This window comes from Lysobacter sp. DMC104 (assembly GCF_056313665.1).
Genome location: NZ_JBQUZW010000022.1, coordinates 1 through 21,800, shown reverse-complemented (window position 1 = coordinate 21,800; position 21,800 = coordinate 1). Strand labels below are relative to the sequence as shown.

Sequence of the window (21,800 nt, the reverse complement as noted above, 5' to 3'; positions counted from 1 at the left end):
TGAGGGATCCGCATGTCATCCGAATCCATTCGTTTGCCGTCCTATGACCCCGCGCGCCACGACGTGCCGATGCGTAGTTGGACGATTCTGGCGCAAGATCCCGGCCTGCTGGGTGCGGGCGGTCGCGCGCTGACCACCACCGTCACCATCGCCGCCGAGCGCTTGGAGCGTGGCCCCAAGGGCCACCGGGTGCACGTGATCGATTACGACGCGTCCGCCGACCGGTTCTACCAGTCGCGCCAATCCCATGTCGACGAGGACGTCTACGCGAAAGTCACCGACAACGAGCGCCTGGTCAGGGACCCGTTCTTCCATCAGCAAAATGTCTATGCCATTGCCATGGCGACGCTGCAGGAATTCGAGTGTGCCCTAGGCCGACGCGTCGGGTGGGGCTTTGTCAATCCCAGCCATCAACTCAAGATCGCCCCGCATGCCTACGAGGATGCCAACGCGGCGTATTCGCGCGAGTCGGAAAGCCTGACCTTCGGCTACTACCGCCATGGCGGAAAACGGATCTATACCTGCCTGTCGCATGACATCGTCGCCCACGAGACGACGCATGCCTTGCTCGACGGACTGCGACCGTTCTATCTGAATCCCTCATCGCCTGACCAGGCGGCGTTCCACGAGGGGTTTGCCGATATCGTGGCACTGCTGTCGGTCTTTCGCAGCCAAGAAGTGGTCGAGCGCGCGCTCGTGCCCTTGACCGGCCGCGATGGCCGGGTCCCCTTTGCCAAATTGACGGTCAAAGACCTGGGCGACACGGCCTTGCTGCGATTGGCCGAGCAGATGGGCGGCACGATTCCGGGGGTGCCGACCGATGCGCTGCGCCACTCGCTGAACATTCGCCCGTCCAAGGAGTTGTACGACGGCGAGCGCTTCGCCGAGGAGCACGATCGCGGCGAATTGCTCGTGGCCGTCATGATCCGCGCCTTCTTGCGCACGTGGGTGAATCGCCTCAAGCCGTTGCGCGCCGAGCGCGTCAGCTCGGTCAGTCGCGCGGTCGCGGCAGAGGAGGGCGCGGCGTCGGCACGCCATCTGTTGCGTATCGCGATTCGCGCATTGGATTACTTGCCACCGGTCGATGTGAGCTTCCCTGATTACCTCAGTGCCCTGTTGACAGCAGACGCCCAGCTCAATCCCGACGACACCCGGTACCGGTACCGGGACAACTTGCGCTCCTCCTTTGAGGCGTTCGGCGTCATGCCTGGAAGCACGAAGCACAAGGACGGTATCTGGGAGCCGCCGGCGGCTGACTCGTTCAGCCTGTCGGGCACGCACTTCGAGGGCATGCAACGCGACCCGTCCGAGGTGTTTCGCTTTGTGTGGGAGAACGCCGTAGCCCTGGGCATCGACCGCAGTGCCTTTACCCGGGTGACCTCCGTGCGGCCGGTGGTGCGCGTAAGCAACGACCAGTCCATCCTGCGCGAGACCGTGGTCGAGTACGTGCAGTCTCTCAAGGTGTTTTCCAGTGAATTGGCTTCCCTGGGCATCCGCAAACCGGACGATATGCCGACCAACCTGCTGATCACCTTGTACGGCGGCGGAAGCCTCATCTTCAGCGAGTACGGCCAGCTCAAGTTCCACGTCGGCACCAGCGTTCGCAGCCCGCGCCAAACTGCACGTCTGCAAAGCTTGTGGGACCGCGGCGAGCTGGCAACGCCGACGCCATCGACCGCCCGCATTCGACGCATGCACCAAGCCAGAGCCTTGCATCCGGCGATAGTGAAGGGAAGGTGGTGAGCATGGCCGCGAAGAAGAAATCAACGGCACCGCAGTCGGTCACCCTACGCAGCTATGATGTGGGCTTTGGTGACTGCTTCTTGCTGACCTTCCACTACGGTACAGTCGACCGACACATCCTGATCGACTTCGGCTCGACCCGGCTGCCCTCAGGCAAGCCGACGACCGGCAAGTATCTGGTGCAAATCGCCAACCAGATCGCGACCGACTGCCAAGGCAAACTGCATGCCGTGGTCGCGACGCACCGGCACAAGGACCACATCAGCGGCTTCACCACCAGCAAGGGCGCCGGACCGGGCGACATAATTCGCGCGCTCAAGCCTGACTTGGTGATCCAACCTTGGACCGAACATCCCGAGGCGGCCCGCGATGCCAAGCGCGCCAAGTCGACCGCCACTGCACGGGCGCGCCGCGCCTTGTTCGTGGGCGCGCTGCGCGACATGAATGCCTACGCCGGCCGCGCCCTCGTGGCTAGTCGGCGTCTACGCGGACGTCACCTCAAAGCTGTGAAGGAGCAGTTAGAGTTCCTGGGCGATGACAACGGGCTCGCCAATCGTGACGCGATCAAGAACTTGATGACGATGTCGCGTCGGCGTCGCTACGTACGCTTCGGGGACAACCCGGGGTTGGGGACCTTGCTGCCGGGCGTCAACGTCGACGTGCTCGGACCACCGGATCTGGAACAGACGCAGACGATCAGCAAGCAGCGCGCCAAGGACAAGAATCAGTTCTGGCACCTGACCCGGACACGGGCGGACTTCTGGGCCCAGCAAGCAGGCGATTCCGACGTGGACGAGGCCCGGCCGCTGTTCCCGCGCCACCAGTTACAGCGGCCGCCCTGGGATGCCCGTTGGTTCCGATATCACGCGCAGCGTGAGCATGCCGAATCCACGCTCTCGTTGGTGCGCACGCTCGATGATCAAATGAACAACACCAGCGTGATCTTGCTCTTCAGCATCGGCAAGACTCGGCTGTTGTTCCCGGGTGACGCCCAGTATGAGAACTGGATGTACGCGCTGTCACAGCCGGGTGTGCGCGAAAAGCTGGCGGGGGTCAACCTGTACAAGGTGGGCCACCACGGCAGCTTGAATGCCACGCCCAAGGATTTATGGAACGGATTCACCCACCGGGGCGGGCCGAAAGCCAAGTCGCGCCTGATTTCCTTCCTGTCGACGAAGGACGACGTGCACGGTTCTGCAGCGGACCGGACCGAAGTGCCGCGCAGCACGTTGTGCGCCGCGTTGCAGAAGGACTCCGAGGTATTCGACACGCGCACGGCGAAGGACGCGTTGTCGCTGAGCTGCAACCTCAAGCTCTGAAGGAAGGCCCCGCATGAAGCGCATCGTGATCTGTGCCGACGGCACCTGGAATATCCGCGACCAACTCGACGAGAAGACCAAGAAACGCCGCCCCACCAATGTCACCAAGCTCGCCCGGGCGGTGCAACCGCGCGATGCCGTGGGCGTGGATCAAATCGTGATCTATCACGACGGCGTCGGTACCGAAAAGGGGATGGACAAGCTGACCGGTGGGGCGTTCGGTCACGGTATCGAAGACAACATTCGCGAGTTGTACCGCTCCATTCTCTACAACTACGCACCAGGGGACGAGCTGTATTTGTTCGGGTTCAGTCGCGGCGCCTTCACCGTCCGCACCCTGGCCGGCTTCCTGTGGTTGGTGGGCCTGCTCGAGAAGGACGACGACTACTACGTCCCGGAACTCTACGGCTGCTATGAGTCCCGGCAGGGCCCAGGCACGCTGCAATGGCAACGGGCCAACCACAACGTGCGCGGGACGCGCGCGTGCCCGCCGATCAAGATGATCGGCGTGTGGGACACCGTCGGTGCCCTAGGGGCGCCAGGAGCACTGGGTCAGCTATTCAACAAGGGCAAGTACCAGTACCACGACATCGGCCTGAATCCCGCCATCGAACATGCCTACCACGCGCTCGCGATCGACGAGCGCCGCAAAGCCTTCGCGGCCAACCTGTGGACGATACCGCCCGGCTGGACCGGTACGCTCGAGCAGGTTTGGTTTCCTGGCGTGCACAGCAACGTCGGCGGTGGCTATGCCCCCGACGGCCTGGCCAACGCCGCGCTTCAGTGGATGGTTGGGAAGGCCGAGGCACTCGGGCTGGCGTTCGACCGAAACTATCTGTCGTTTTTCGAGGCGCATAGCGAATCCTATCTGGCCGACTCGATGAAAGGCATCTACCACGCCTTGGGCACGTTCGAACGGCCCGTGGGCCAGACGCCCGGGGCGAACGAAGCCGTGCATCGTTCGGTAATCGAACGGCTCGAAAACGCCGGCCTGAACTACCACCCTCACAACGCCGAAGCCTTCGTTCGCGCGGCGACCACAACCATCGTGGCGTCGTCGCCCTGATCCCACCATCACCGACTAGCCCGGAACTGGCCCATGCTGCACCTCACCAAGACCCGTCTCTCGCTTGGCCTCGAATGCTCGATCAAGCTGATCTACCTAGAGGATGCCTGCTTTGCGAATGCGAAGGCGCCCAGCGTGTTTTTGCAGGCCTTGGCCGAAGGCGATTGTCAGGTCGGGGGGCTGGCCAAGTGCCCGCTTCTCGACGGCATCTAGATTGTCTCGACCGACCTTGACACCCCGTTCCGAGAAGCGGCCGAGTTGTTGTCACGCGACGAGGCCGTGATCTTTGAAGCAACGTTTCGCGCCGGGACTCCGCTGATCTCAGAAGAAATCGCGGGCAAGCACGGGCGGCGCGTCTATCTGCTTGAGGCCAAGGTCAGATCATGTTGGTAAGGATGAAAAATTAGAAGGGACCCCTATGAAGGCAGCGCCGTTGAAATTCGATAACCTCCGAATTACTCTGAATGGAACATTCGTCAAGACCTCAGCCGATATTACTGATCGTGATGTGGAAAAGATCGTTGAAGCTGCCCGCGCTAACGAAGATAAGGATTATGACGTTCTGCTTGATGTCAGGCGTATAATAAGCGGACACGCAAAAATATCGGCGATCGTCTTTTACTCAAAACGAGAGGCGTACTTCGCGCCAGGGCACGAAATTTATGACACGATTGCTTCGTATTTGGTGATAATTGAGGTTGGGGCTCGCGAATTAACTATTTTCAAGAAAAGCTGCGCCACTTTGACGCCGCTTCTAGAAAAATATTTCGAGGTTGCGGACTACGGAGAGCTTCTAAATACGTTTGACGACTCAAGATCTCTCATTCAAAAATTGAGCACCCGAGAGATGAGCGTTTCGGATAAAGGCCTTAGAGCCAGGAGTTATGAAGCTCCCGATTTGAAGGGTCATATGTCGCCGCATGCTACGGGACGATCTATACCGCGCTTCACTCAGGTCCGCACTAAGAGCGACGTGCGATCGATCAGCCTCAATACCGGTCGGATCAATCAGCTGACCGATCGCGTCAGCGTGGCGCAGGCGGCAGAGTGGTCGACACGGATGTTCACGCTAATGTCTAAGCCAAGGGTTAACAAGAGCTTCTTCTCATCTTTCGCGCGAAGGGTATCCTTGGAAGAAGTGCTCAAGACTGCTCGACCTGCGAGCATTCTGTTTGAAAGGTCCGCCATCGAAGAGCACCTGGCGGAAGAGAACATCGAACTTTGGTATGACAGAAATGGCAAGTACCACAAGCTGAAGCCAAGCTCGCTGAAAAGGTTTCTCGGAACACTGGATGTTGCTTTCGAGATCGATAATGGACAGCACCTCGTCGGCACTCGAAGCGGCACCCTTCGAATTAACAAAAAGACCTTATCACCAAGCTCAGCTGCATTAAAGCGACTGAAGATTAAAGGACCAAATGAATACATTACCCTGCAGTCCTGGATTACTGATCATGGCTACTTCATGGTTTCCTTCGATAGGCCAGATTTCATCTACATCAAGAAGAACTGTTTTGAGAGTCGAGCCGGGAAAGCGGAGGTGGATGCGATACTGAACTGCTTAGAACCTACTAGTAGCTTCTCCAGCGCCAAGAGTGAAAAAGGTCAAGTGAACAGGCGAACCGCTGTGTTCGAACCGTCCTCGCTGTTCGCAAAGGTAGAGCATTTGCACCGAAATGACAGCTACCTGTTTTGCGATGATCTCGGGAATGAATGGGCTGATCACATCGCCATCGACCTTAAGTCTGCACGCGTGACATTCATTCATTCTAAACACGCCAAGAAGTCGAGCAATTCAGCGAGTGCTCTACATGAGGTCATTGGGCAGGCCATCAAGAACTTAGGCAGTATGCATTTCAACTCAACCACGTTCTCGACTAAGGTAAACCACAAATTCAACAAGAAATACAGTGGATCAAAAATTGAAAGAACACGGCTGGGTGACCACAGGAGCGCCAACTCCGACATTAAGACGCTACTGGCAGACCCCCGGCTACACAGAAAATGTGTCGTAGCGTGCTCTTCACTCTCAAAGAAGGAAGTGCGGACAGAGTTTGAGAGGCTAAAAAGAGGTTCTGTTGTCAAGGGGCACATCACCCAACTCTTCTGGATCATCTCTTCTTTCATTCACTCGTGCCAAGGCAGTGCGTGCTACCCAGCTATTTACTGCAAGCCATAGCATGGGTTGAAAGTTGGCTAGGTCCGTATCTCCTTAGGAGAGCACGCCGACACGGGATTCGGGATGTTTATCGGGGGTAGGGAAGGCGGCTTCCGACCCTAAGCGGACATTCCGTTCGACTCAGGATAGGCTTTCCAATTGGACCGGCGCTACGTCAACGGGATCCAAGTCATCCAGCCGGCCGCCGATCCGTGAGGGTTTTTCCAATGTCAAAGCTCCCTTCAAGGAGTTCGGATAGAACAGATCGAGTCGGACGTCCGGTGCGACCAGGGCCTTCGCCGATGTTCGCCGTTCTTAATCAGGTTCGGAGAGCAGCATGGTGAAGGACATTTTCGCATTTGTTGGTTTGTGGGTTGTCATCGCGATGACGCAGGAGGCGATTCGCAATCTCCGCGGCTCGCGGGCGAGCGCTTGAATCTGCGGTTGTTTTGCATGGAACAGGGGGAATCGATGAAGCAGGATGGAGCGAAGCGCTATCGCGCGGTGGACGTGTGTCATATATGGGGGGAGCGTGCGTCAGCGGAGGTGGGCCGAATGGTCGACGAGATTCGGTTCGCCGACGCGCAATTCCAACGGATCGCGAGGTCTGGGCAAGGCTTGGCCAACAAGGCCGGATTCGCAGCCGAGGTGCACCACGCCGAGACGTTCAACCTCGAAGCGATCCTGAAAGACAAGCGGGTGCGCGGCTACACCGCCCAGCATGCGGAATCGACGCTCTCCAGCATCGACTCGACCACCGACATTCTCCTGCGCGATGGACAGTCGCCCGATACGCGTGCGCAACTCAAGTACTACCGCACGGCGAAAGACACGCAGAAGGCATTGCGGGAAACACGCGGCGGCATCCCGAAATACCACGAAACCGAACAGCATGTCGTTCCCTCGGACCAAGTGGACGCGGTCCGACAGGCCGCGCGCAAGACGCAGATCGAGAACGCCGGGAAACGGCCCCTCGTTGCGGACGCCGCGCGCGAGGTGGAACAGAAGGCGACGGGACACCTCGAGCGCGACGGCGTCCAGTCCGCGGAGCTGTCCCTGGAAGAGGCCAAGGCGCTGGGGGCCGGCAAGGAAGAAGGTGAAGCTCTTCGACGCAAGACGGAGAGCCGCTATCTCGACGCTTCCATTGCGAAGCAGTCGTGGCATGCCGCCAAATCGGCTGCGATGATCGCGACGGTCGTGGCGGGAACCGTCAATACCGTGCAGTGCCTCAAGCTGGTCCGGGATGGAAAGCTGAGCGAAATCGACGCAACGAAGTACATCCTGTGGAACACGGCTATCGCGGCTGGGGACGCCGCGCTCAAGGCTGGCGCCGCGACCGCGACGGTTAGCATCGCCGCGCGCACGCTGCCGCGGTTGTTTGCAGGCAGCGCGTTCCAGACCGCACTGGTCTCGGGTGGCGTGGCGGGCTTTGCCATCAGCGCAGTGGACCTTGCCGAGTGTCTTGTCCTCGTGGCGGCCGGCCGCATGACGACGGACGAGCTGGAAGCACGGATCGGCAAGAACCTGCTGCAGAGCGCCAGCGCCGTCGTAGGTTCCGCCATTGGGGGCGCGATCGGCGCGCCGGCTGGGCCGGTTGGCGTCTATGTCGGGAGTGTCGTCGGGGCATTGATCGCGTCGCTCGCTACGACGATCGCCATCGACAACCACTTCGAAGTACCCTACCTCGAAACGGTCGCGACAGCCGAAGGACTCGTGCGATCGCACCATTTGCTGGTCGAGTCCACCGCGCTGATCGCAATGTCGGAGCGGGCGTTCGTGTCATTCCGCGTCGGCGTCGTCCAATCCGAGCAGCAGTTTTCCGTACAGATGGAAGGCATCGACGCTCAGCTGGACGCACTTCAACTCGCCATCGAAAAGATCTGAATCATGGAATCCAACGCATTCCTTGCCGACGTCGAAGCGCTCGATCCTCGCGTCGGTCATCTCCTTGCCGAAGGCGAGCTGAGCCAGGCCGCCGCAGATCAACTCGCGACCGATGCGTCGCGCCTCGCGGGGCTGTCAGAGGACAGGCTGGAGCAGTTCCGTGGCGCCGGCTTTTTCCTGCGCCTCTGGTACAGGTTCAGCGGCAAGACCGCCTCGTTGGAACGGGCGACGGTCGCAGACCTGGTCGAAGTCCAGCTCATGGCGTGGAAGTGCCTGGCCGGCATGCAGAAGCAGGGGCTGTTTACGGCGCGTGCCATCGCCGTGGTCCGGAACAACCTCTCGCACTTGGCTCATACGCAACATCGCCTGGGCGGGCTGGTGCTCCAGCAGACGCGAAAGGTCGGCAAGCTCGCGCAGGATGTCCGCATCATCGACTGGCGCGACAGCATCAAGGTGCGCGAAGACTACCTCGCCTTGCCCGAACTCCTGCGTATCGTGAAGGCCGCCTTCGAGTACGCCGATAAGTTCGACGAACATGGTCATGCCATGGAGCGGCTGGAACAGAGCCATGACCTGGAGCTCGCGTTCACCGGGCTGGGAATGTCACCGGGCAGGCGAATCACGCTGGGGGAGTTTGCCGCGCAGTTGGCGGAAGACGTCCTGTCCACGGGAGTTGAACGATTCGGCGAGATCACCCGAATCGGTATCGGCGAGCGCTCGCTGGACCATGCGCGCGTGTCGGGTCTCGTTGCCGGGCGCGCTTTCGGTTGCATCATCGATCTGACCAACGAGATTCCGCACGCCATGCGGATCACGCGCTCGGAACCGAGCGACCGGCGCGCCGAGATCTGCAGGAAGGCCGCCGGTGCCGTAGTGCAGGAGCCGGAGATCGAATACGACCTAGCGAACCTCGCCAAGGAAATCGTGGCCGGTGTGGCGCTAGTGCGTGACCTGCTCACGCCGGACCCGGTGCCGCAGGCCGCCGCGGTGCAGACTGCCGCTGCGCGCACGTTGACGATCGACGAATTGCTGGCGCAGCATGTGCCGCTGAAGTCGCACGCCCTGCTGGCGCTCGACGTCCCCGCCCCCGAACGACAGTCCTTTGTGGACGCCCTCGTTGCCGTCGCGATCGGCGGCGAACCCAACGCCGCGCAGCGGAGTTTCCTCGCATCGCTCGCGCGTGTGCTTGACGTCGATGCCAGCGAGCAGCGTTGCGAAAGGATCCGCCCCCCGGTCCTCGTGGACATGGCGGCTGTTCTTTCCGCCTTGGCCGATCGAAAGCGCCAGGTCGCCTGGATCGTCGACGCCGCCTTCCTCGCGACCCGCGACGGAGCGATCGATCCGAAGTCGCGCGAGCGCATCCTGCAGATGTGCCAGTTGTTTGACATGAAGAATCAGAAGGCCGAGGTGTTGCTCCGGAATGCCGTCACCCTGGCGACTTCGGAGTCGCCCGCGGAGATCGCCGAGATCGTCTGCTTGATTCATTCCGAAACCAAGGAATGGTCGACGATCATCGATTTCCGGAAAGTATCGCTCAGCGGGGCGCTCCTCGGCATCGACAAGGGCTGGAGGGAAGACTTCCGGATGTGCATGGAGATTCGGTCGGCCATGCTCAAACAGCTCCAGGAAGTCGCAATGTCGTGGGTGAGCTTCGGCGACGAAGGATTCATGATGGGGGCCGGGATCTCGCTAGGGCGAAAGATAGCCAATTCCAGCCACGATGCGTTGGTCGCAAAGGTCCGGGCCTATGCGTCGGTAACCGGCGACTTCATCCATTCCGCGAATCGGCCGCTGCGCGCTTTCGGATTCGACGCGGTCGATGTCCCTTCTGAGCCTTACCGCGCGTTCGACACGGACGAAACCACCGACGTCAAGAACGAGGCCTGGAACGACAACATGCAACGTTCCTTGGACAATCTTGAGAGCTACTTCGATGCCTTGGAGGCGGCAGCATCTTTGAGCCGCGATCGCCTAGGAGCGATTGAAGGAGGCCGCTGGGGCTAAAGCGCTCACTTCACCGGTAGCGCGGCTAGCCAAACGGTTGCTGGCAATCCGGCCAGAGGCGCGCCAGTTTCGCGACCCAAGCATCTGGGGCGACGAGCCACGCCGTCTGAGCAACGTGTTCGAGGCAGCACACCCAACCAGCGAGGCTTTCTCGAGCGCGTTCGAGTCGCCTGCCCGGGCGGACGAGCAGTTGCCGTTCGCCACTGGGGTTCCCAGACGTGGGAGCTCTCCCAGCGCGTCAAGCGGACATTGATGGGGCAGGGGATTAGGGATTTTTATCGGGGGTAGGGAAGGGCGGCTCCCGACCCGAAGCGGACGTTGCGGCTAATGGCACACTGCAGACTATCTAGGCGGCATCGCCCCCTTACATCCAACTTTTGAGATGCCGGCGGCGCATTCGGGGTGATGATCACCTTGGCGCCTAGCGCGGCGAGCGCAACTACGCTTGTTTATCGAAATCTTCGGGTGCATCACGCACACCAGCCCGCACGGCATCCTCAAGCAGGCCGATTAAGACGCATCGGACCGCCGCGACGCGCAGGACGCGCCATTATCGACCCCATCGGAGCTCTCCAAGCACTGTCGGGCCCTCGAATCTCGTTAGGTAAGACTCCGGTGCCGCATACTTGAGGCTCGGGTCCGTGCAAAGACCCCACTGGGTGACGGCACCGTGCCGGTGAGGCGCGCCGTCTTTTGAGAGGAAGGGAATGGCAGTAGCGCTTACCGCAGACCTCGACCAGCTCAAGGCGCTGGTGCAGGCCATCGATCCGCCAACGCGACTGGAGCACCTGACCGCCGCGCTGATTGGCGAGCTGATTGGGGTCTCGGTCGCGGTGGCCAAGTCGGGCTTCCAGCACGGGGCGGACGCCGGCACCGCCGGACGCCAGGAGCGGTTCCTGCGCATCGAATGCAAGCGCTACCGGGACGACACCTCGCTCAATGACCGGCTCCTGCTGGGCGAGATCGATCAGGCGATCGTCGCGGATCCGGCGCTGGAGGCGTGGATCCTGGCCGCGACGCGCGAGGCCGACGAGCAGCTCGAGCGCCAGCTGTTCAAGCACGGCAACGGCTACGGCATCGCCGTCCTGATCGTCGACTGGAAATCCCACGACGAGCCCGCCTTGGCCGCGCTGCTGGCCTCCAATCCCGCGCTCGTATCCAAGCTGCTCGATCCGGTCGCCGGTGCCCTGGCCGCCCGGCTGGCGGTCCCCTTGGGCACGGCGATCGAGCGCCTGCGCCGCGACCTGGCCGCCTGGCACATCGGCACCGCCGTCGTTCGCCGCCAGTCGTTCTCGCGCCTGCGCTCGATCTGGACCGATCCGCGTCAATCGCAATCTCACTTCGGCCAAGTCGTGTCCGGTGGCGCCAAGCGGCACATCCACCGCGCGCAGGTGTTGCGCCAGCTGGACGATTGGTGGAGCGCGCACGCCGACACCGCCTCGCCGGCCTGCGTGACCGGCCTGTTCGGCGTGGGCAAGACCTGGGCGGTTACCGATTGGCTGATCGAGCGGGCCAACCACTTGCCGGCCACCTTGCTCATCCCGGCCTCTGCGGTAGGCGGGCGGGACCTGGGGTCGGTGTACGAGGTCAAGTCCTTCCTGGCCGAGCGCTTGCTCGAGGTGATGCAGGTGCGCGATGCGCCGTATTGGCGCGCCCGACTGGAGCGCATGCTGCTGCTTCCGCCTGCTGAGGGGCCGGTCCTGCTGGTGATCCTCGACGGCATGAGCCAGCAGCCTCAGGCCAACTGGGAAGGCCTGCTCAAGGTCCTGCAGGGCGCGGAGTTCGTCGGGCGGGTGCGCACGATCACGACGACGCGCACGCTGCATTTCGAGGTCAAGCTGCGGCGGCTCGCGTCGCTGGTGGATCGTGCCGTGGCCTTCGAGGTCGAGGGCTACGACCTCAAGCCCAACGGCGAATTCGACCAGATGCTCGCGTTGAACGGCTTGCGCCGCGCGGATTTGCACCCGGACCTGTACACGACCGCGCGCATCCCCCGGCTGTTCGACTTGGTGATCCGCTTCCGCGAGCGGCTCGTCGACGCCGGCGCGGTGACCTTGCATCGGCTGTTGTGGGAGTACGGCAGCGATACCGCCGGCGCGTCGGCAAACAAGGCGTTCTCCGGGCCGGAATGGGCCGAGTGGCTGCGCGCGGCGGCCGCCGGGTTTCAGGATGGCATCCGTTCCTATTCGCTCAAGGCGCTCAGTGATTCCGCCGCACGCTCGGACCTGGCGCCGGGGGAGGTCTACCAGCGCCTGAGCGAGCTGGCCGATTCCGCGTTCTTCACCCGGCTTTCGGACGGCACGCTGCAACTGACGCCCTCGCTGGTGAACCACGCCCTCGGCGCCACCGCCGTGCAGTTGCTGTCCGCCGACCCGCACGCCACGCGCGAGGCGCTGGAGTCCGCGCTCGAGCAGTGGCTCGATCCCATCAGCGGCCTGGACCAGCGCCCGGAAATCCTGCGCGCCGCCGTATCCATCGCCCTTGAGTCGGGACCGCCCCGACCCCTGCTCGGCGTCCTCGCGGCCGCGTGGCTCCAAACGCAAAACTTGGCCGAGAATCACCAGGTCGAGGTGCAAGCGCTCGCGGCGGAAATGCCTGACGCGTTGCTCGACGCCATCGAGCTGTCACATCGCTACAACCACGCGGCCAGCCGGCACACCGCCGTCGAGGCGCTGCGCGGCATCGACCGCAGCAACACGACGGTGCGCGCGCGCATCTTCGCCCGGGCCGCGCAGTGGCTGCGCCGCATCTCGCGCGAGGTGGAGGTGCGAACCCAGTCGGCGCCAGAGGCAGAAGCGGAGGCGCACCGGCACAAGCGGTGGATCGAGCGCGTCGGCATCGATGCCTCGGGCCCGCGCAAGCTGCTGGGTGAGGAGATGGTGCTGGTCGATCGCGACGAGGGCCAGTGGACGGACCATCTGCCCGCCCTGGTCGAGGGTTATCCCCTCGTCGAAGCGGTGCCCGCGCTGCGCCTGGCCGCCATCGCCGCGGCCGTCGGCTCTAACCATCGGGCGTGGGATCAGCTGCGCTGGGTGTACCTGTTCAATCCGGTCGATCCCGATCCCGTCGCCGCGAGCATTCGGGCGGCCGCGGCGGACATGGCCGGCCGCGCCCCCGAAGCCGGCGTGAATCCGCAATTGGCGCGGCGAGTGGCCGAGCTGCTGCTGCTCGTGTCGGGCCGCGAGGAGGACAACGAGGCCGCGGCGGCACTGAACGTGGTCATGGGCCGGCCGTTTACCTACGAAGAGCACTACCTGGCCGATCCCGGCCGCAGCCTGTTTTTCCGTCTGGAGCGCCGGCACGTGTCGGCGGTTCTGGTCGATGAAACCCTGCCGCTGCACGTGCGACTGAACAAATGCGATGACTTGTGGTTCGACCCGAGTTTCGAGCCGCCAGCCGCCTTTTGCCAAGCCGTCGCCGACGCGGCGCGCGAATTCCCGCTGGACAAGATGCGCACCGGCCGCTACGCCACGCGCGAAGACCACAGCTTTGACGAGCTGCAGGCGGTATTGGCGCGCTGCGCGCCGAAGGTGCTGGCGGACCTGCATCGAATGCTGGCGTCCCTGGCGCCGACGACGGTGGGGGCGCGCGCCGCGCGCGCCTGGCATCAGACCGATGCGCTGCTCCTGCACGGACCCGAGCAGGTCGCGGCGGCCCGCACCCTGAGGACGGTCGAGCGCGATGCCCGCGAAGGCGAGGAGGCCCAGGCCGCGACGCGACTGCTGTTGACCGAGCTGACCGATCTCGACGCACTGGCGCAGGCCCTGCTGGTCGTGGAGGCCGACCTGCCGGGCATCCCGACCATGATCACCGATGACCTGCGCCCGATGAGCAGCGCTCAAGTCGATCAGTTGATCGAGCGATATCGATTCGGCTCGCCCAAGCAGCAGCAGGATGTCCTAGTACTGCTGATCACCGAGCCGCCGGCGCTGAGCGATGCGGCCTGGGACTGGTTGGTGAAGAAGGCGAACTCGACGGACGAGATCGATGTGCGTCTGGCGTTCATGGCGTTGGCTGCCGCTGATTCCCGTCGTCTGGGGGTGCACCTCGACCAAGCCGGCTGGCGCTTTACCCTCGACGCCGACACGCTCGCGGCGCACGCCGCCTCCGGCGCGCTGATCGAGGCCACCCGTGGCCAGCCGTTCGAACAGATCGCCGGGCGCATGGCACCATGGCGCTTGTTGGAGGCGGTGCGGCTGCGCGGCAGCGACGCCTCGGAAGCCCGCGTCGCCTTGGAGCGTCTGGATGCCATCCTCGCCGGCGGTCCGAGAGAGGCGCCCGACCCGGGCGCACAGATCTTCGTCGAGCGCACGGACGCGTCGAACCGACCGCCCTGGTACTCCGCTCGCCCGATGCCGCCCGAGGACCCGAACTCGGCCGAAGCCTTCAAGCACGCGTTCGATGAAAAAGCGCAGCAGGAAGCGCACGAGCGCGCGAGCGAGACAGCACGCGAGCGGATCGCCAAGGCGCGCAAGGAAGGCGCGAGCTTGTATCTTGAGTTTGTCACGCGCGAGGACGGGCAGGCCATCCTACGGCGTGGTCCCGAACTGCTCGCGCGCTGGATCGACGGTCACGAAACCTTGAGTGCGGAATTTGTGCGGCGCGTGCAGTTGGCCGAGGGACTGTTCCTGGCGATCGCCGAAGCGCTGCTCATTGAGCAGCCGGCTCGTGGCGTCAGCGTGTGGCGCGCCCTGGGCCACGCCATGCGTACGCGGGTCACGGGCGCCGCGAATCTGCCGGAGCTTTGGCACATGCTATTCCGGGTCCCAGCCTCGGCCGAGGTCATCGCCGCGCGCGATGCGCTGCTCGAGCCGGAGCGCACAAACACCGATGCGCAGCTGTACGAGTTGGCGCTCGCGGCGCAACTTAACGGCTGCACGTCCTGGCTGGAAGCGGTGATCGCGCGCGACCTGGCATCGCAGGTGCCTTGGCGCCAGCAGCGCGCGGAGGTCCTGCGCGGCTTCCTGGCGGGGAACGTGCTGCCGGTGGCCGACGCGTGGCCCGAGGGTCAGTCGCGCTCCTGGGCCCAAGAGGTCCGGCGTGGCGCCGCGCGTTTGCGATACCTGGAAGCCTGTGCCCACCATTGGTGGCGCGAATACTGGCGACGCGACGACCCGGAAGGAGCCTTCGCCGCCTGGGTCTTGTTCGAACAATGCGCCGATCGGCGCGCTGTGTGCTGGATGCGGCAGGAAGCTGACGCGGCCACGCTGGACGAGGCGCAGCGAGCACGCAAGCGCCGGCATTGGGCCCTGAACCGGCCACGCTGGAACTACGGCGCCGACAAGTCCGGCCTGGCCCTGCAGCGGACTTTCTTGCGCCGGCACACGGACGACATGGTGTGGCCGTGGCGCGAGTAGCGACTGCCTACGCCTAAGCAACGCAGGTTGCGAGGTCCAAGACCGGGTGGGGCAATGACGCCCACGCCGCCCGCCCGAGGCATGGCCCGCTTTTGGGTTGCACCTCGTACCCCAGCTGCCGGGCCACGGCAAATCTTCGATAACCACGCAAGGACCATCGCATGGCGACCCCGATGACGGGCGATGAATTCCCCTGGGCTGACCTGCTGGCAGGCGGCGAGCTGCAAAACCTCAATCTGGTCTTCGCCGGGCCAAATGACACGACCCGCCTGGCGCAGTTGCTATTCCTCGTCCTGGTCAACGCCGTCAATGCCGAGGGTGGGCAATTGTTCCGGCACGCCCTCGTGCTGCTGCCGCCGGACATGCCCGATACCGTCGCGGCCGAGGTGGCCGCGCAGATGCTTTGTAAGCGCGGAACCGCCATGGACACGGAGGAACTGGACATTCTGTCGCGCCGGTTAATTGTCCGTCGCGCCGAATCCTTCGATGCGCATGTCGTCGTCGACGCCGTGGCGAGCGCCCCGAAAGCAAGCTTCGTTGTGATCGTGGACGCCGCGCGCTACCGGCCCGCGAACTGGGAAATCGCACGCGCGAAGAGCATGCAGGTTCCCGAGGATCGCTGGATCTCGCCACTGACCGACCTCGCCCGAGAATGCATTCCCCGCGTGCCCGAATCGGTGTGCGTGTTGTTGGACGTCGGGGAGTATCTGCCCAATCTCGCGCGCAACCGCGAAGTGTTCGAAGACATGGATTGCACGGTCTGGGGTGCGGAGGATCCTCGGGCCGTGGATGACAAGATGGTCGGGCGACTCGACGAGTGGGTCGGGCGCGTGGAGCGCGGCGACATCGTCTCGGTGCTTGCCGAGATCGACTCCCAGGATCGGCTGGCCGCGTCGGCGAAGGAATTGTGCAAGGTGCAGGTCTTGTACAAGGGCGGCCGTGCGACACGAGCCCTGGAACTGCTTCGCCCACTCAACACCGACACCGCGCCGACCGACCTGAAGTTGAAGCTGGCGACGGTAGCGATGGGCGCCGAGGATCCGGATTTGGCCAGGCGCCTGCTCGAATCCAGTGCCGGCGGCTTGCGCGAACTCGATACCAACGAACTGGCACTCGAGCTGAGCCAATCCCTCAACTCACCGCCCATCGCGCGCCAGACCAGCGACTGGCTGGCCCGGCATTTCCCGGGGTCCGTGGTGCTTCGGGCCCAACAGTTGCGGCGGATGCTGCAGGCGGCACGTGATTCGGTGGCGTTTCAGTCCATGGGTTCGACCGCGATTCCGTTGGACGACTACGCGACATTCGTCACCCAGCCGCTCGCCCAGCCCGAGGTTCCCAATTACGTCGAGCACGCCGCCGCGGTGGACGCTCGGTGGCCGCAGCTGGCGAGCGAATCGCGGCTGGCGATGGCCCTCAACGCCCGCGCCCGACAACTGCCGCTGCACGCACTGTCGCTTGCGATACAGATCGATCCGACCTCGTCGTTCGCGCGCAATGCCGTCAACGTCGTGCTCTGGTCGATCGAACAATTGTTGCTCGCCCACGACGATGCGACCAAGGAGGCGCTGTCGGAGGCGGTCGTGTTCATGCTGCACTACCTGGCGATCACGCCGGAGGACACCGTCTCGCGCGAGCGCCTGGACGAAGTGCTGTCGGTGGACATCTCGGGATCGGTGGGCGTGGCGCTGTTGGCGTACAGCCTGCTCAAGCTGGCGGGACTTCCGCAGCAAGCCGCTGAACCGCCGGACATCGACACGGCGATGCCAGACGAAGCGCAGATGAATGCGTTCTTGACCGGCGCTCTGGCATGGCTTTCGTCCCGGCGCGCCGTCGATCTGGCGTCGACGGCGCTGCCCGCGCACCTGATGACCGTCTCGGCCGACGCGGCGTTGCGGCACCTGAAGCAAGTCGTCCACTACATGATCGAGAAGGAGACTCTGGACGACACTCACACGTTGCGGGTCTCGGTGATCGCTGCCTTCGCCATCGCACCACACGCCACCCGCAAGAACGACGACCTGGAAATCTTGCGCCTGGCCAACAGCCGGCTGGTGCTGAGCGGGGAGGCGCAGTTGGCGCGCGATCTGGCCGAAGCGGGGCTGGCCGCCAGCCACGGCCGGCCCGAGCGCTTGCGATTGGCGTGGTATGCCTACGGCGATGTCCACCACCGCAGTTGCAATCGGTACCGCGCCTTGATGTATTTTGGCTGCGCCCTCGCGACGCAGGCGCCCATTGAGCTCGAGCAGGCGTACTACGAGGCGATGGGCATTGTCCGCGCGCTGCGCGACACGGGCCTGCTCGCCGAGGCCGAGCATGTGCTGGAAAGTTGCGAGCAGCTTCTCAAACAGATGGGCGTCTTCGAGAAGAACGGGCATCGCATCGAGACCATGCGTGTCGGGCTGCGACTCCACGGCCTCAACACGACTCGCTCCGCGGACCCGGAGGCGTGGTCTGAGTTGCTGCGGGTGGCCGATCGCAACCTCCAGGCCGTGCAGGAGGCGAATGACGAACTTGGCCCCATCCTCGTTATGGCGGCTCAGATCCTGGGTCACCTGGACTCGCTGGAGGTGCCGGTCGACGCGTCGATCCGTGCGCGCATCGAAGCCGCCGGCGGCGGGGCGGGCGAGATCACCAGCGGCCTGGTGCAGTTGGCCACCAACGCGGCGCCAGGGCCCGATCAGTTGCTGGCGCTGACCCACGCGGTTCAACGCACGCGTTATGCAGACGACGTGGGCTTCGATGTGAAGTGGCTCGTCCGCGCCGCGCGTGCCCAACTCGCAGACGCAGGCACGCTGGAGGATCCACCGCTGGCCAGTTTCTCCGCGGAGTTGACGACCGATCACGCCCTGTCGCTGCCCGGGGAGGTACAAGGCGGGTGGCTACCCGCGCGCGTGCAGGACCCGGCGGAAACCATGCTGGCCATTTCGCGGCAAGGAATTCGGGTCGAACTGCTCGCCGCGGATGCCGACGAACGCCTCGTTCGCGTCAGCGCTCAAGCAGGTGAATTGACCGTCACCCGCGAAGCGCACGCATTCTCGATGCAGCGCCTACACCACTGGACCAGCCGCTTTCCCTACGACTACGGCCTGGATGAAGAGCAATTGCGGGACGCGGGCCGCGATTGGGACCCCAATGTGTTCTACAACAGCATGCAGGGGCTGGGCTTGTCGACGGGCGTCGGCAATGGCGTGCTGTTCGTTCTCGACACCCAGCTGCAACGATTGCCACCGCAGCTGCTGCTGGTGGCGGACGAGCCGATTGGGCGAAGCGCACACGTGGCGGTCGCCCCGTCGCTGACCTGGCTCAGTGCCGCCATCAACGCGCCGCGCAAGACCTATGGACCGGCGACGGCCTGGATCTCCACGACGGCCGACAACGTCGCCAATGCCACCTTGGCGACGGTGGCCGATCGGGTAGGCGATGGCCTTGAGCATTACGGCGTGTCCTTGTCTACGTCCGCGCAGGTGCCCGAGTCGCTGCGCAACGCGAGTCTGGCCATCGTGGCGGCCCACGGAAGTTTGGCGGACGAGAATCGCTTTTTTCAGCGCGTTTCCGATGAGGCGAAGTTTCAGGTCAGCGGGCTGGCGCTTGCTACGGCACTGGAGGGGGCAGGCGTGGTGGTGCTGTTCGTCTGCAGTGGCGGGCGGCAGGACGAACATCCCGTCGCCAGTACCACCGTCGGCTTGCCCAAGCTGCTTCTGGAGCGCGGCAGTCTGGCGGTGATCGCGTCTCCGTGGCCACTGGACCCTCGCGTGCCGTCGCACTGGCTGCCGGGGTTTCTGGCGGCCTGGGAGGCGGGCGAAACGCTCCTCGATGCCAATGCTTCCGGCAATCGCCGCGTGGAGTCGCAAATGGGGGGCGACCCCAAGAACAGCATGGCCATGACCTTGTACGGCAACCCGCTGCTTCGTCGGCAGGACCTTTCCGGCGCGATGCTTGCTGGCACCTCAAGTTCAAGTGGAGCCTAGCCTTGTGTTCCCGCGCCTCATGCAATTTTGTTCGGCCGCTTTTCGCCACCGCCTAGTATTTGACGGCGTGCGATGGCGAGCGTTGGATCCGAGTGGCTTCGGCGTGCACAAAGGCGACCGAAGTTTTGGGACCAGGCCCAGATCGGGCCGGTCATGCGACAGCTCGAGCAGTGCATCGCCAAGCGCGCGGGCGCCACGGTGCACTACGTAGCGCCCGCGGGACGTCAGCGGCGCCAGTACGTCTACCGCGGTCAGTCCCCGGAATCGCTCTTGCGGCGCAAGCCGCCGGCTTAGCGTTCGTTCATCGGCTAGTCGGCCAGCGCAACGCGCAGCCGATCCTGGATGGCCAGCGCATCCGCGCGCCCAGAAGCGGCCAAGGCGGCGGCGATGTCGAGCAACGCGGCCCGCGCGTCCGCCCGCTGGCGCAACGCCACCAGGTCCTCCTGCAAGATCGTGACGATGAGCTCGACCAGCGCATCTCCGCAGCGGTCGCGATGAAACCCAATGCTGGCGTGAGGCGCTTGGAGTGCAGCGTTGATCCACACCAACGCGTCGAACCGCAGTGGGGCGCCAAATCCGGACGCGACAAAAAAACACAATCCGGCCAGATTGTCCTCGCGCTTGAGGTGGTCCTTCCCCCACAAGGCAAACCGGCCTCGCATGCGCAGAGCGGCACCCGCCGGCAGCTTGTCGAGCACCCATTCACTGCCGAAGCCGAGAATGGCCCGTCGCATGTGCTCCCCATGGAACCACAGGCCAGGCAGGTTCCAATCCGCGGCGAGCGCGTAGTCCGCCAGCGCCTGCCAAAGGGCCTCGAAACGTTGCGGATCTCCGCCTTTGGACAATCTCAGGAACAGCGTGCGGATGAAGTGCTGGACGGCGTTGTGACCGGCGGGGCCGAGCGCCAAGACCTGGTGCCAGAGGGGCGGTGCGGTAGTGGGGGACTCGAGCAGCGTCAGGGCCGACAGCCTTTCGACAACGTGGTAGGCGAACTGGTCCGTCAGATGCATTTCGCCATCGTCATCGGCGCGCTCGCGCGCGTGCTCTACCTCCAGCGCCCAAAACCGACCGGCCAAGGACGCGTCCAGCACGTGTTCTCCGGTGCCGGCGCCGCGCAGCAACCAGTAGAACAAGTCGTCGAGCTTTTCCGTATCTAGGCCCGCGCCCGCCAGCTGATCCGGGTGCCTTCGCGATGCGTCAGCCAGGTGGGCCCGTAACTGGCGGCGGCGCATCAACCGTTCGCACCCCGCGTTGATGCGGCCAAGGTCCAATGCATCGGGCGTGCCCGGTAGGCGCAAGGTCGCGTTGCGCAGGCGTCGCCACCAGTGCGTCCACACCCGCGTAATGGCGTCGGAGTCGCCGTAACGCGGGACGAGCATGCTCAGGCCAGACCACAGCACCCCGATCTGCAACAGGCGCCACCAGCGACCGCCCAAGTCGGCGCGATAGTGATAGGCCGCGGAGATGGTCGTCTGCAGCGCCGAACGATCGCCACTGGTCAGCAGGCGAACGACGCGCCGGTCGGATTCGGCGCCGGGCTCCACCGCCCACTGCCGGGTCACGGCCCACGCTACAAAATCCATCCCCGTGTGCGTGGTTGGGAACCGTGCCTTGCCCAAGGCTTCCGTGGAGTCGGGCAACGACGCGAGCGCCGTGTCGAAAACCGAATCGATCTTTTGCCGGTGGGTCGCATTGCGCGCCAACCAGTCGGACGCTAGTACCGTGAGGGTGGCCGCAACGGCGCGCTCGAAGCACTCTTGCACCCACGATTCCTCGTGCGGTGGCACCGCCAGCAGCTCAAACAGCCTGGCAGCCTGCGCGTCGTTGAGCGGTTCGCCGGCATCGAGCAACCGCCGGCATTGGCTCGGCAGGGTGAGTTGCATGCGCGCGGGCGCGTGCGTTTGTTCCCAGGCCTGCAATTCTTGGGCGAGCGGCAGCGGGAGCACGAACACCCGTTGGCCCTGCTCATCCCTCGAGTAATTCGCAGCATCCAGTCGAGCCGCGATGTAGCGTTGTTCCAGGGCAGACTTCAGGTCATCGGGAACGACCCACGCGCGGGCCCAGCCTCGAACCGCTTCGGCCAGGGCCGGATCGGCCAGGATCAGCTCGTTGGCGACGTCCATCAACGCGATGCGGCGGTGGGACGCCAGCACCCATTGCTTGGCAAGTTCGAACAGCTGTTCGCCCGCCGAGACGAAGCCCCCGGCGAAATTGTGCTCGACGTACTCCTGACCTGCGTACGGATCTTGTAGCCACTCAGGCGGTGAGTCCCGTGGGGAGGGTATCGGGTTCGGACCAGTT

The 21,800-nt window shown here is 63.9% G+C and carries 10 protein-coding genes; 9 read left to right on the top strand and 1 reads right to left on the bottom strand.

Annotation, left to right across the window (positions count from 1 at the left end; translation table 11 throughout):
* The first annotated feature begins 12 nt into the window (after nt 1-12).
* From ACT53R_RS19220 to ACT53R_RS19180, 9 genes are all read left to right on the top strand, one after another.
* Nucleotides 13-1,743: a hypothetical protein gene (locus ACT53R_RS19220; RefSeq protein ID WP_476173529.1), complete on the top strand. Its 1,731-nt coding sequence runs from the start codon at nt 13-15 to the stop codon at nt 1,741-1,743.
* Nucleotides 1,744-1,745: 2 nt separating this feature from the next.
* Nucleotides 1,746-3,062, top strand: coding sequence for an MBL fold metallo-hydrolase (locus ACT53R_RS19215; protein ID WP_476173528.1), 1,317 nt, complete (start codon nt 1,746-1,748; stop codon nt 3,060-3,062).
* 13 nt (nt 3,063-3,075) lie between these two features.
* Nucleotides 3,076-4,128 (top strand): DUF2235 domain-containing protein, encoded by a 1,053-nt coding sequence (locus ACT53R_RS19210; RefSeq protein ID WP_476173527.1) that lies wholly within the window; start codon nt 3,076-3,078, stop codon nt 4,126-4,128.
* A 33-nt stretch (nt 4,129-4,161) separates the two neighbouring features.
* Nucleotides 4,162-4,341, top strand: a complete 180-nt coding sequence (locus tag ACT53R_RS19205; RefSeq protein ID WP_476173526.1) for a hypothetical protein — start codon at nt 4,162-4,164, stop codon at nt 4,339-4,341.
* Nucleotides 4,342-4,546: 205 nt separating this feature from the next.
* Nucleotides 4,547-6,307 carry a hypothetical protein gene (locus tag ACT53R_RS19200; RefSeq protein WP_476173525.1) on the top strand — a complete coding sequence of 587 codons (1,761 nt, stop codon included), beginning with the start codon at nt 4,547-4,549 and terminating at the stop codon, nt 6,305-6,307.
* Between the two features lie 534 nt (nt 6,308-6,841).
* A complete protein-coding gene (locus tag ACT53R_RS19195; protein WP_476173524.1) occupies nt 6,842-8,170 on the top strand; it encodes a hypothetical protein in 1,329 nt (442 codons plus the stop codon).
* A gap of 3 nt (nt 8,171-8,173) precedes the next feature.
* Nucleotides 8,174-10,174, top strand: coding sequence for a hypothetical protein (locus ACT53R_RS19190; RefSeq protein WP_476173523.1), 2,001 nt, complete (start codon nt 8,174-8,176; stop codon nt 10,172-10,174).
* A 707-nt stretch (nt 10,175-10,881) separates the two neighbouring features.
* Entirely contained in the window at nt 10,882-15,531 is a 4,650-nt protein-coding gene (locus tag ACT53R_RS19185) for a hypothetical protein (protein WP_476173522.1), read from the top strand.
* A gap of 161 nt (nt 15,532-15,692) precedes the next feature.
* Nucleotides 15,693-19,499, top strand: a complete 3,807-nt coding sequence (locus ACT53R_RS19180; protein ID WP_476173521.1) for a hypothetical protein — start codon at nt 15,693-15,695, stop codon at nt 19,497-19,499.
* Between the two features lie 308 nt (nt 19,500-19,807).
* Here ACT53R_RS19180 and ACT53R_RS19175 read toward each other — a convergent pair.
* A partial coding sequence (locus ACT53R_RS19175; RefSeq protein WP_476173520.1) for a hypothetical protein occupies nt 19,808-21,800 on the bottom strand: 1,993 nt, incomplete at its 5' end.

Coding starts and splice junctions, on each gene's coding strand:
- ACT53R_RS19220 (WP_476173529.1), top strand. CDS start 13: ATGTCATCCGAATCCATTCGTTTGCCGTCCTATGACCCCGCGCGCCAC.
- ACT53R_RS19215 (WP_476173528.1), top strand. CDS start 1,746: ATGGCCGCGAAGAAGAAATCAACGGCACCGCAGTCGGTCACCCTACGC.
- ACT53R_RS19210 (WP_476173527.1), top strand. CDS start 3,076: ATGAAGCGCATCGTGATCTGTGCCGACGGCACCTGGAATATCCGCGAC.
- ACT53R_RS19205 (WP_476173526.1), top strand. CDS start 4,162: ATGCTGCACCTCACCAAGACCCGTCTCTCGCTTGGCCTCGAATGCTCG.
- ACT53R_RS19200 (WP_476173525.1), top strand. CDS start 4,547: ATGAAGGCAGCGCCGTTGAAATTCGATAACCTCCGAATTACTCTGAAT.
- ACT53R_RS19195 (WP_476173524.1), top strand. CDS start 6,842: ATGGTCGACGAGATTCGGTTCGCCGACGCGCAATTCCAACGGATCGCG.
- ACT53R_RS19190 (WP_476173523.1), top strand. CDS start 8,174: ATGGAATCCAACGCATTCCTTGCCGACGTCGAAGCGCTCGATCCTCGC.
- ACT53R_RS19185 (WP_476173522.1), top strand. CDS start 10,882: ATGGCAGTAGCGCTTACCGCAGACCTCGACCAGCTCAAGGCGCTGGTG.
- ACT53R_RS19180 (WP_476173521.1), top strand. CDS start 15,693: ATGGCGACCCCGATGACGGGCGATGAATTCCCCTGGGCTGACCTGCTG.